The sequence below is a fragment of the Eubacterium sp. SB2 genome (assembly GCF_001244405.1).
GTDB lineage: Bacteria > Bacillota > Clostridia > Lachnospirales > Lachnospiraceae > Faecalicatena > Faecalicatena contortus_B.
Genome location: NZ_LN865153.1, coordinates 1,368,292 through 1,380,671 on the forward strand (window position 1 = coordinate 1,368,292; position 12,380 = coordinate 1,380,671).

The 12,380-nt window shown below is 48.5% G+C and carries 12 protein-coding genes; 1 reads left to right on the forward strand and 11 read right to left on the reverse strand.

All coding sequences use genetic code 11. The features are described 5' to 3' along the window. Positions 1 to 109: 109 nt before the first annotated feature. Entirely contained in the window at positions 110 to 1,876 is a 1,767-nt protein-coding gene (locus BN1938_RS18460; protein WP_050641942.1) for an adenine deaminase, read from the reverse strand. A gap of 77 nt (positions 1,877 to 1,953) precedes the next feature. After that, on the reverse strand, positions 1,954 to 3,327 hold the full coding sequence (locus BN1938_RS18465; protein ID WP_330581587.1) for an amidohydrolase: 1,374 nt from the start codon (positions 3,325 to 3,327) through the stop codon (positions 1,954 to 1,956). 133 nt (positions 3,328 to 3,460) lie between these two features. On the opposite strand from BN1938_RS18465, the gene BN1938_RS18470 reads away from it, so the two are divergent. Then, positions 3,461 to 4,018, forward strand: coding sequence for a helix-turn-helix domain-containing protein (locus BN1938_RS18470; protein WP_050641944.1), 558 nt, complete (start codon positions 3,461 to 3,463; stop codon positions 4,016 to 4,018). A gap of 88 nt (positions 4,019 to 4,106) precedes the next feature. Here BN1938_RS18470 and BN1938_RS18475 read toward each other — a convergent pair whose 3' ends face one another. The 9 genes from BN1938_RS18475 to BN1938_RS18515 are packed head-to-tail and all read right to left on the reverse strand — an operon-like array spanning position 4,107 to position 12,374. After that, a complete protein-coding gene (locus BN1938_RS18475; protein ID WP_050641945.1) occupies positions 4,107 to 4,562 on the reverse strand; it encodes a chemotaxis protein CheW in 456 nt (151 codons plus the stop codon). Further along, positions 4,553 to 6,559, reverse strand: coding sequence for a chemotaxis protein CheA (locus BN1938_RS18480; RefSeq protein WP_050641946.1), 2,007 nt, complete (start codon positions 6,557 to 6,559; stop codon positions 4,553 to 4,555). The genes BN1938_RS18475 and BN1938_RS18480 overlap by 10 nt, the downstream gene beginning before the upstream one ends. Positions 6,560 to 6,563: 4 nt before the next feature. Continuing rightward, entirely contained in the window at positions 6,564 to 7,538 is a 975-nt protein-coding gene (locus BN1938_RS18485) for a GGDEF domain-containing response regulator (protein ID WP_330581588.1), read from the reverse strand. A 22-nt stretch (positions 7,539 to 7,560) separates the two neighbouring features. Further along, entirely contained in the window at positions 7,561 to 8,037 is a 477-nt protein-coding gene (locus BN1938_RS18490; protein WP_050641947.1) for a chemotaxis protein CheD, read from the reverse strand. Positions 8,038 to 8,041: 4 nt separating this feature from the next. After that, complete coding sequence (locus BN1938_RS18495) at positions 8,042 to 8,653, reverse strand: chemotaxis protein CheC (RefSeq protein WP_050642756.1); 612 nt, start codon at positions 8,651 to 8,653, stop codon at positions 8,042 to 8,044. Between the two features lie 14 nt (positions 8,654 to 8,667). Next, positions 8,668 to 10,350 (reverse strand): methyl-accepting chemotaxis protein, encoded by a 1,683-nt coding sequence (locus tag BN1938_RS18500; protein WP_050642757.1) that lies wholly within the window; start codon positions 10,348 to 10,350, stop codon positions 8,668 to 8,670. Between the two features lie 28 nt (positions 10,351 to 10,378). Further along, positions 10,379 to 10,744: a response regulator gene (locus BN1938_RS18505; RefSeq protein WP_050641948.1), complete on the reverse strand. Its 366-nt coding sequence runs from the start codon at positions 10,742 to 10,744 to the stop codon at positions 10,379 to 10,381. A 27-nt stretch (positions 10,745 to 10,771) separates the two neighbouring features. Beyond that, positions 10,772 to 11,593, reverse strand: a complete 822-nt coding sequence (locus BN1938_RS18510; RefSeq protein ID WP_050641949.1) for a CheR family methyltransferase — start codon at positions 11,591 to 11,593, stop codon at positions 10,772 to 10,774. Continuing rightward, entirely contained in the window at positions 11,586 to 12,374 is a 789-nt protein-coding gene (locus BN1938_RS18515) for a CheW domain-containing protein (RefSeq protein ID WP_050641950.1), read from the reverse strand. The genes BN1938_RS18510 and BN1938_RS18515 overlap by 8 nt, the downstream gene beginning before the upstream one ends. Positions 12,375 to 12,380 lie beyond the last annotated feature (6 nt).

Consider the following 12,380-nt stretch of genomic DNA (forward strand, 5'->3'; position numbering starts at 1 on the left):
GCATGACTTCACAGTCTGCCTCAATATGTAGTTTGTAAATTTCATTTCCCGGCGGCCCCTTTATGTTGTCCTGAAAAGGGATTTTGCTATCCCCCAAGGAATCTCACTTTTACTCGGTGACCTCGATTATGGGTGAAATAACTTCCTGGTTTATTACATCTATAAATCCTACGTCTGTAACTGCATACATTGGTATGGCTGCCAGGCAGATGAAGGACAGGAACATAAATGGAATGGTAATCGGTGAACCGAGTTCGTGGATGATTCCGTTGAGTTTCCGTTTCTCGTCCGCAAGCTCTTCTCCTGACAGGTCTGAGAGGAGGCCGCAGATCGGGTAAGATATCTCCGCCAGTATCTCGCCGTTTTTGACGATGTTCTGGCCGCCGCCTATTTCAATCAGGTGGTTGACCGCTATGGCCATGTCTTCGAAGTTTGTTCCCATTACGATAATGTTGTGGTTATCGTGTCCTACGGAAGAGGCAATTGCACCCTCTTTGAGATGGAACCCTCCCATGAATGCTTTGCCGACGTTACCGTTTACCCCGTAACGCTCTACCTGCGCAATGTAGAGTACGTCCTGCTCCACGTCACATTGTACCACACCATTAACTACCGGCAGTTCCGCCTCACGCCCCTGCGTGATCGGTATCCATGGCAGGGTATCCATTACCTTTACTTTTACCTTTTTTGCTCCCTCTGGGGCTTCGATCCGGAAGCTTTCCGGGGTGATTGGGTTTTTCAGTTTCGTGGTGTTTAACAGGCATGGTGCATGCTCTGCCTTTGGATAGGATATGAGGCACCTGCCATTGTCCACGATTTCTTTTCCGCCAGCGATGACGCTTAATACGCGGAAGTCTTCTTCCCCGGTTGTAATGTTGATATCCGCCCTGCGCCCGGGCGCCAGGCCGCCGATTTCATCGTCCAGGTGAAACGCCCTGGCAGCATTGAGGGAAACCATCTGTATAACGGTCGGGAAATCGACTCCCGCCTTCAGTGCCCTGCGCACTGCTTCATCGAGATGTCCATTGTCCACTGCATCGACGGTATGAAGGTCATCCGTAACGATACTGACTCTGGATGTATCCAGTTTCTCTTCCAGGATCGTTTTCAAGCAGTCTGCAAGGTTCTGGGCAGCTGATCCCTCTCTGATCATAAGGTGGCAGCCATTCCTTAATCTGGCAGCCGCCTCCTCTCCGTTCAGGGATTCGTGATCCGTGGTCACTCCGGCTGCAAGGCAGGTATTCAAAGCTGGCCCCATCATATCCGGGAGATGCCCCTGACAGGTCTTCCCAGGCATCTTGTTCGCTTTCTCCATGGACTCCAGCAGATCCGGAAATCCGGATAAGACGTATGGTCCCACAATTTCAGACAGGCCGACCGCATCTTCTCTCTGCAGCGCTTTCTGAATGATTTCGCCGTTAAAATGTCCTCCGCTTGTCTCCAGGTTGGGGGCAAACGGTACATGGGACGGAACAACAAAATACAGCTTCAGGTCCGTCTCCTTTGCTTCTTCGAGCACCGCTTCGATGGCTTCCAGGCCGCCCACAACGCCGACCTCATGAAGATCTGTCATAACTGCTGTGGTGCCGTGCTTTAATACCAGTTCCGCAAAGGAACGGATTGCCAGGCTGGTGCTTTCGGGATGAATATGTCCGTCAATGAATCCCGGGGTAATATAATTTCCTCCCGCATCAATGACCTTTGTATTATCTCCGATTGTATAGTCCACGTCTCCGACCGCCGCAATCGTGTTTCCGCTTACAGCCACACCGCCCTCATAGATCTCTTTTGTATATACATTTACAATCTTTCCATTCTTAACAACGATATCCGCAGGTGTTCTGCCCGCCGCAACTTCTAATAATTTTTTGTCCATATATCTTTTCCTCCTATCTGATATCACACTTTGTTATCTGAAACATACTCCTGCTTCTCATGCACTCAGCTTGTCTCTTAGCAGCGGATAACCGGAAACCGGTCGGGCAGCGTGATTCCAGCTCTCCTGTATATCGCCTCGCTCCGTTCCTGGGCCTCTTTTACGATTGCATCTTCATCCAGTGTCAGCACTTTCCGGTCCTTCATCAGCCATTTTCCATCACACATTGTACTTTCAATGTTCGTGGAATGCATCGCCGTCACAAGCGCCGCTATTCTGTCGTTTACCGGCATCATGGACGGACCATGCGGATTAATCACAATCAGATCCGCTTTTTTGCCTGGTTCCAGGCTTCCGTACACCTGGTCATCCAACAGCGCCCTCGCACCGTTTTTGGTAGCCATACATAAGATATCCTCTGACGGTACCACTGTGGAATCCAGCCGCCATCCTTTATGAATCAGCGATGTGAGCCACATCTCATCCACCATGTCCATGCGGTTGCTGGAAGATGCTCCGTCAGTCCCTATGGAGACGCAGATTTTCTTATCCAGCATCTGCGGGATCTTGGCAAAGCCCAGAACACGCATGGCAGAAGCCGGGTTGTGGGAGACTTTGACATCATATTTTTTGAACAGATCGACTTCCTCGTTTGTCAGCCACACGGTATGTACTGCCAGCAGATTTTTATCCAATACTCCCAGACGGTGCAGATGTGTTACCGTTGGCTCCCCGTAAACTTCTTTCGTATACTCAATCTCGGATTTAGCCTCCGCTACATGCATATGCACGCCCACACGATATTGATCCGCCAGTTCCTTTGTTCTGACAATCAGATCATCCGTATTATTAAAAATCGTCCTCAGCCCAAACCAGATCTGGACTCTTCCATCGGCAGTATTATGGAACTTTTTCAGATCGTCCACCTGCTGATCGAGTTCTTCCTGCATGGTCTTCTGCCAGATCGGAGGGAGCCCCTCCCCACAGTCCATGACGGATTTGGCAAGCTTTCCCCGCAGCCCCGCCTCCGACACGGCTCTTACCATACCACTGACAAACTGGCCGCCCGGCTCGGCAAAACTGGTCACTCCGGAGCGGATCAGTTCGAGACAGCACATCAAAGTCGAAACATATGAATCCTCTTCTGTCATGTTACTCTCAAAGGGCCACATTCTTTTATGAAGCCATGTCATAAAGTCCACATCGTCGCCGACACCGCGGCTGATCTGCTGGGATGTATGTACATGCGTATTGACAAATCCCGGAAGAAGATATCTGCCATTCAGGTCAATTACTTCCGCATCCGGCTTAATCAGCCCAGACTCCACTTTACCTGCTGCCAGAATTTTATCGTCCTGTACCAGAAGGCTGCCGTTTTCATATACCTGGTTTGACTCATTCATGGTTAGAATATAACCATTTTTAAAATATATTTGTTTTGCACTTCCCAATCCATTACCTCCTTTTTCTGACTTTTTGTTCATTATAACGAATATCGTTCGCTTTGTCAATTCACCTATTTGACTGAATAATCTGTTTCTGTTATAATACTGGCATTCAGTTAAAATTACCTGGGAGGTCGTTATGGATTTATCTAAAATCGGTAAAACAATCAAAGACAAACGGCAGGAGATGAACCTGTCACTGCGAGAACTTTCTGCGCTATCGCAGGTAGCAGGAAGCACCATCAGCCAGATCGAAACCGGCAAGACATCCCCAAATCTGCTGACGCTGAAGTCCATCTGTGATACCCTTGACATCCCCGTTTTCTCCCTGTTTTTAGAGGAGGATTCACAGGTACAGCTGGTCCGTTTTGGAGACCAAAAATCATTTGTCAGAAACACAAGCAATGGAAAGGCTTTGACAGAATCTCTGATCATACACGGAAAGAACGAAATGTACGCCGCCACTGTTACAATCCCCTCCGGCGCAGACTCCGGCGAATACGCACGCCATGGCGGAGAGGAATTCGTATACGTGCTGCAGGGAAATGTTACGTTTGAACTCGAAAACAATGGCAGTTATGAGCTGGAAGAACATGATACTCTATATTACCCTAATTATATCGGACACCGGTGGATGAACAAAAAAGAAAAGGAAGCAAAAATCCTGATGGTTTCCACTTCTCCCTATACGTTCTGACCATACCACAATACAGAATACATGAGCCGGGCTGTACTGATCATCCAGTACAGCCCGGCTCATGTATTTTACTGCCGGTACTTTATTTCTAAACGCGTAGATAATCTTCCTGGAAATACCTGGCCAGATTCAGGATTGTTTTTTCCAGGTCTACAACAGTATAGAGTTCTTCTTCTGCCTGAAGAATTGCCTTTTCGATCCAGATCTCCATGAGCGGCCCGGCCTCCGGTCTCTGTATCTCTCTGCAGTTTTCCACAGAAAGGATATAGGGCTCACCCCAAAGTTCAATGCCGAGCTGATAATCCCGGTACCGGCAGACAATTACAATATGTCTGGCCGATGATTTCTCTTCCAGGTCTTTGGTGTGAATAACCGGTATTATCATCCCTTTATAATTGCATACTCCTGTAAAACATTCTGGAAGACAGGGAATTTTCGAGATTTGCAGCCCGGGACATATCTCTGTAATATAAGGAAATTCAAAGGCGTATTTTCTTTCTCTGCCCTGAATGCAGAGCAATTCCGTAGTATTCTCTAATTCCATAGGTTCCCTTTCTCATATAATCCAAACAGCATCTCCAGATCCAGCGCAGTACATACCTTGCCGTTTCCCATAATACTCATACCGCTGACTCCCGTCTTTCTTCGGAAGTCAACCCCGAAGAGAGCCGGCAGCTGTTTTACAACAATTCTCTTTTGTTCATACATACGGTCTGCCATGATGCATCCCTCTTTCTCCGTACCGTGCACATAGACAAGCACCGCAGAATCCGGGCTCTCCCCTTCCAGGCCGTAGAACTTCCGGAGGTCAATCATTGGCACCATTCTGTTCTCAAACAGGATGTAGGAACAGCCTTGATTCTCCTGTATGTTTTTTTTATTTTCTCCATACTCCAGAAACTGATACACGTAGCGTGCAGGCATGGAGAAACGGTATTCGCCCACACGGAAACGAATGCATTCCATGGTAGCCAGTGTCAGCGGCACGGACAGCGTAAATGTACTTCCCCTGCCCTGCTCGCTTTCAATGAAAATATTGCCTCCCGCACTTTCCAGGACGCTTTTTACCACATCCATTCCCACGCCGCGGCCGGAATACTCAGACACTTCCTCTTTCGTGGAAAAGCCGGGCTGCAGGATCAAATCCAGAATCTCCTGGCGGCTGTACTCTTCCACAGGCTTGGTCAGCATGCCTCTTTCTTTGGCCTTCGCGCATATCTTCTCCTGATCCAGTCCCCGACCGTCATCTGCTATAGAGATCAGAACCTCTCCCACGGTACTCTCCACAGAAAAGACCACCTTTCCCCGGCGGTCTTTTCCGGCGGCAGTCCGCTCTTCGGGGGATTCGATTCCATGATCCACTGCATTTCTGATCAGGTGTACCAAAGCCTCGGACACATAGTCCACCACACTTTTATCAGCTTCTATATCTCCACAGTTGGAAACAAACTCCACTTCCTTATCTTCATCCCTGGAGATATCCCTCAGAATCCGCCTCAGCTTCGGCACGATCCGGTCGAGAGGCACCATGCGCATCTCCATCACAGTCCGCTCCACCTCACTGACAAGGCGTTCAAGCTGGTGTGCAGCCCCTTCCCTGATATCGTCCATACCGTTGGATTCCAACTGGTTCTCAAGGGACATCATTTGTATCAGCATCTCTCTTGCCAGATTCTGCAGTTGGTCCAGCCTGTCGCTTCGCACACTGAGAAACTCTGCTTCTTTATTCTCTGCGGCTTCCCTGCCCTGCTGGTTCGCCTCTTTTGGCGCCGGCGCTGGCAGACGCTCCTGGATAACCCTGCACGTCTCCACAAAGAGTCCCCGCTTCAGAATCTCCAGTACTTCTTCTTTGCGTTCGCTTACAAAGCGGATCATCAGGCCCTGTTCGCTGATGATCCCGGAAGTTTCCGGAGCATGCTCCAGATCGGAAGGATATGTTTCCAGATCGCTGCACATTCCTTTCATCTGCCGGACCAGCATAAAGGCCCTGACATTCTCCATTCTGCAGCCTTCTTCAAACAAAATCTGCACAATAACGCCATTCTTTGCCGCCATTTGAGGCGGTATCACATCCTGTTCTGTCTCAGGAACCTCCTCTTTTGTCTCCTCCTGTTCTGACACCTGGCCATTGCTGATCCGGCTCAGATATGTGTCAGCATTTTCCTCCAAAGCCTCTGCATCTCCCGGAACGTAATCCGGCTGAACCATGCGTTTGAGCTCATCTTCCATATAATCCAGCACGGCGAACAACAGGTCAAACAAGTCCGAAGGCACCTCTTTGATCTCTCCTTGCTGCTCCCTGTAATACGAGAATAAATCCTCCACCTTATGCGCCAGAGAGGACAGCTGTTTCAGCCCCATCATTGCGGATGAACTCTTTATCGTATGCATTACACGGAAAATACTGTGGATATCTTCTTTTGAGAAGGCATTTTTCCTCTCAGTGTCCAACAGGACAGCACTCAGCTGCCCTGTCAATTGTTCTGCCTCCAGCAAATATACCTCTAACATCTCTTCTGCATCCGCATCAAAAAATCCCATATTCTTATTCCGCCTGTTCTATGTTCTCATACCATACACTACAGTTTTTCCCATGTCTCTTACCATAGTATAAAGCCTGATCCGCCTTCTCCACACATTCCTCGATCCCTTCCTGCCGCCCATACACATGCATTCCCAGCGTAATGGTACAGGAAAATGTATCACTTCCACAGTTTATCTGAAATCCCTCGACTTCTTTACGGATTGCCTCACTGATCTGGAATGCCTCCGTCTCCGTCACGTTAAACAATGCAACCAGAAACTCCTCGCCGCCCCAGCGCACCACCTTATAATCCCTGCAGATCCCTTCCATGATGTTTGCAATACAGACTAGCGCCATATCACCCGCTTCATGCCCATATGTATCATTCACCATCTTAAAGTTGTCTATATCCGCCAGTATCAGAACGTTCTTCCGTTCCTCCCCTGTACATTTGGTGATATCTTCCACAAGGTCTCCAATCACGTATCTCCGGTTATAAAGCCCCGTTAGCCCATCCCGAAACGCCATATAATTTAATTTTTCCATATTGGAGAGCAGTTCCTTGTTCTGCCTGTCCAGCTCATCCTTCTGCAGCTTAAGCTGAAGATGCGTATTCACTCTGGACATCAGTTCCCCTTTTACAAAAGGCTTTTTAATATAGTCACAGGCTCCCATATTGAAGCCCCTGACTACGTCATCGTCCTTATCTTTTGAAGTCAAAAATATAATGGAAGCGTTATTCTTATCTGCTTCCTTTAGTTTTGGAAACAACTCATAGCCGTCTGTGTCCGGCAGAACCACGTCCAGAAGAATCAGGTCCGGCTGATACTGCCCCATCATCTCCTGTGCCTCCTGCCCCGTATGCGCCTCGCATATAAAGACAGCGGCATCACTCAGCGCAGCCCGTATCTGCTTGCAGATAAGCAGGCTGTCATCCACTACCATTACTATTTTTTTCATCTCCGTGTCCATCGTTCTTCCTCCATCGTTATCCATCTATTTCCACCTGCAGCCAGGATCACAAACGCTTAACAGGGTGGCGTACCGTGCTCACTTCCATTATCCCGTCTTCCGCTGAAAATGTTATCGTACGCCCATAATTGCTTCCTGTGTCCTCCGCTGTAAGACGTATTCTTTCCTCAGACAATACCTGTTTTACTCCTATCACATTCCGTTGACCAATATCCCAATCATTCTCCGCAGTGCCAAACATCTTGGCACCGCCTGCAATTTTTGCCGTAATATACCGTCTCTGTGCACCTTGTCTGCACATCTCATCCAGCAGCTTTCTGGTGCCGTCAGCTGCAAATTTATATTCATTTTTCTGCCCAACCGCATAGGTCCTGTCCGGCAGAATAATATGGGCCATACCTGCGATCCGGATTTTTACATCATACAGGCAGACTCCCACGCAGGAACCCAAAGCATAGGATACCAGCAGTTGACCGGGTCTTGCAGTTTTTCCCTCGGAAATCCCAACTATAATCTTCTCCATAGGTCTACTCCCTGAGTTTTTTAAGCATCAAATCCAGCGAATCCAGTTCCGGCCAGAATAAAATCCGCCCTACAAACGCATACTCTCCCATATGGAATATATTTTCAATCAGCAGAATGCTGTCGCTTACCTTCAGGTGCCTGGCCAGCGGAACCCCCAGTATGGCCCCGCCCATGTCAATGCAAAGATCAGGCACCGACACATCTGTTTCCATTCCTGTCAGTTCTGCCAGAGCGCGTATGTAAGAACCGCACATGATGTTCCCCAGTTCGCTCAGCAAAGACCGCTCCATTTCATCCAGACACGTCAGGCAGCGGTCCGGCTCACCCAGCATCGTTTTCAGGATTGCTTTGGTAAACGCTTCGTCTATCAGGAATAAAAACATCCCCTGCAGTTCCCCGCTCACCTGAACCAGGATCCCAGTCTGCACTGCTTCCTGGATTCCCAGTGTCTCAAATACATCCTGATATCTTACCAGGCGGATACTCGGTATTCCTATCTCAATTACATGCCCCATCATCGCTGAAAGCGAAGAAACGGCATTGCCCGTTCCGATATTGCCCAGTTCAGCCAGCATATCCCTTGTTTCATTATCTAAATCAGTATAAATATTCATACGTGCCACTTCTCTCATTCCTGTATTTCAAACTGCTCCACCAGTTCTTTCAGCAGCTGCGCCTGAGCGGAAAGCTCTTCGCTTGCCGCTGCGCTTTCTTCAGATGTCGCCGAATTCCCCTGGACAATATCTGAAATCATCTCCACACTCTTTCTGATCTGTGTAATTGCCACTGCCTGCTGCGTACTCAATTCGGATATCTGATTGACCATATCATTGACTTTCTGTGCCCCCTCTACAGAATCCTGAAGCGTGTTTGCCGTAATTGCAACCGCTGAACTTTCTTCCTCTACAACCTCTGCATTCTTCTCGGCCAGTTCCGCTGTCAGCTTGGATGCCCCGGCCGTCTTCGAAGCAAGCCTGCGCACTTCTCCCGCTACCACAGCGAACCCTCTGCCGGCCTCTCCCGCGCGGGCTGCCTCTACTGCGGCATTAAGCGCCAGTATGTTCGTCTGGAATGCAATGTCCTCAATCTCCTTCACAATTCCTGCAATTTCTTTTGAGTTTGCTCGTACTTGCTCAATACCGTCCTCTAACCGCCGCATCTGGTTATTGTTTTCCAGAAGCTTCCTGCCCACATCCTCCGCAAACTCTCTGGACATCACGGCGTTCTCAGCGTTTATCTTCACGCTTTCTGCAATCTCATTGATGCTGACAGCCAGCTCTTCGATAGAACTTGCCTGTTCCGCTGCTCCCTGTGCCAGTACCTGTGCCCCATTTGAAACCTGTTCCGCCCCTCCGGATACCAATTCGGCACTGCTGCTGATCTGTTGGATTGAACTGCTCAGCATGGCGCCGATATCCTCCATAGACCTGCCCAGCATTATAAAGTCCCCTTTAAACTCTACCCCGCTGTGATAGTTTAGCCTGCCTTCCCCAAGCGCACGCATCCCTTTTTGTATCTCTGATACATAAAGATTCAGGGAGTCCGCTGTAATACGTATATCATCTGCAAGTTCTCCAAATTCATTTTCAGACTCATAATCCAGGTTGATGCACAATTTCCCGTTTGCGATCTGATTTGCTGCATCCTTTACCTCCCGGATCGGCCTCACTACGCTTCTAGTGATAACGGTCCACAGCCCTATGGTGATCAGAATACATACGGTGGCCAGAATAAACATAATTGAAACGATACGTCTGCTCATCGTGGCAGCTGTATCTACACTCTCTTTCACATCCGCCTTGCATGCACTTATCACTGCTTCCAGTGCATCCCTTGTAACCTGAGACTGGGGTTCGTACTCGTTATAGTACGCATCAAAGGCAGCACTGTCATCTCCCGCCTCGAGATAAGCAAAAACCTGGTCCCTTTTTGTTTTTAACTGTGTAAACTGCGGGGTCAGCTCTTCAACCTCTTCCTTACCGCTCACATAGCCTGTACGTAGGAATTCCGCGCACTGATCGACATTTGCTGCATATTCTTTCGTCCTCTTCAAATATTGCGCTCTATCGACGGCATTATCCGTTGTCGAAAGAATCAAAAGATTTCTTCCTATGCTCTGCATATCCGCTATCATCTCCATTGAAGCCTCCATATTGGCAAAAGGTTCCGTATACAGCTTTTCAATCCTGTCCGACAAGCTTCTGATATTCACAACCGCTGCGCTTACGGTAATCACATAAAGCACGACGATACATGCAAATGCCACGATCAGTTTCTTTCCTACTTTCAGATTCTCAAAATGTTTTTTCATCCGGCAATTCCTTTCATTCATCCCCCTGTTAATCTCCAAGGCAGTATTTTACGACCTTCAGCAGCTCTTCCTTTTTAAATGGCTTTACGATAAATTCCTTTGCCCCTGCCAATATCGCTTTTTGAATCATCATCTCCTGGCCTATGGCAGAACACATCACAACTTTCCCCTCCGGACGTATGCGCATAATCTCTTCCAAGACTTCCATTCCGGACTTTCCTGGCATCGTGATATCAAGGAGCACAAGATCCGGCATCTCCTTCTGATACATCACGATTGCTGTTTCGCCATCTGCCGCCTCAACTATTGATGAAAATCCGCCGCCTTCCAATGCATTGCGTATTGTCTTCCTCATAAACATCGCGTCATCCACGATCATAATTTTCTTATCCATGTATTCTCCTCTTCCCTTTTGTTAGATTTATCCCTTTACGCCGCCGTTCTTCCTGTACACCGACGGATATACCTGCTCGAGCGTCGTCTCGTCACGGGATAAAAGCTCCGCGTGGCCGATAAAAAGATATCCGCCTGGATTCAGGCTCTCCTCTAAGCGTGCAACCAGTTGTTGTCTGGACGCTCTGTCAAAATAAATCATGACATTCCGGCAGAATATGAGATCAAACCGGGAAGCTTCTGTCAGCGCCTCCATAAGGTTATGCTTCCGGAAACGGATATTGTACTTGAGATTATCATCTATCCGGAAACTGTCCCGGTCCATATCCATACAATACTTCTCCTGCCATGCCAGAGGGATATTTTCTATCTCACGGCGCGGATATATCCCCTTTTCCGCCTTGCCAAGCACCTCTTCCGATATATCTGTTGCCAGAATTCTGGTGCTGACGGCCATATTGTGTTTCTCTTTAAACTCATCCAGGCACATAGCCAGCGTGTAGCATTCCTCACCTGTGGCACATCCTGCACACCATATCTGGCAGATCCCGTACTTCTTGCCAAACAGTTCGGGAAATACCTTATCCGCCAGAATAGAAAAATGCACGGATTCACGCATAAAATATGTATAATTTGTGGTCAGCCTGTTCACCATGCCGCCCGCAATCTCTCCCGTACCGTCACTTCTCAGAAGCTTCATGTACTGCGCAAAAGAGGTGACCTGATACCGTTCCAGTTCTTTGGACATCCTGCACTCAATTAGCACTTTCTTTTTATCCAGGTTTATGCCGTAGTGTAATCTGAAATATTCTACAATATCCGCAAACTCCGGCTCTGTCAGCCTAATCACATCTCTTCTCCCCCACTCCGTTTATCACTGGCATCAGATCATCCAAGAACTCTTCCTGTGCGCCTATATCAGCGCATGGTATTCCTATCATACAATCCTCCTGCTCCAGGAGTATTCCGCATGTGTACTCCATGCTTTCCGCACCGACCTGTTTTGTTCCGCTCATCTTAGCCGGATTATAATAGACCGCAATTTTCCCCTGATAGTCTGCTATACCCAGGATCTCTTCCGCTGCCCCGGGTACGCGCTGAATCATAGGCCTGCTGATCACTGCGGTTACTCTTTGTTTGTCTGCGTACAACTGCCTGCTGCCATACTCCAGTCTGATATAGGTGCTGCCAGGCATCCTATCCGGCACGCCGGGCTTCATCCCCCTTTTGACTTCTGCGGATTTCTCCGGCTTTGCCAATATCCCGGGATCCAATGCATATGCCCATACCGCCTCTTCGTTTTTCAGCTTATAGGCGGCTTTCAGATATCTGTTCCCGCTGCAAAGCACCAGATCCGGCAGAGGTATCAATTCCTCGTCGTCCACCTCCAGCATACCGCTTATATGCTCTACCAGCAGCCTGTGACCGCCCTCCTCTTTTAACAGTATTATATATTGTCTGTCGGACTTCCCCATACACCCGCTGCCGCCTGTCATTTGGGATACATCGGCAACAGGCAGGCCATCGGGGATAGTCCGTCCGTCCAGTATTCTCTCTATCTTAGAAACAGGAAGCAGATAATTGAGACCGTCTGTGCTAATAAGCAGATATAGTTTTTCTAAACCGTCCATTTTTCT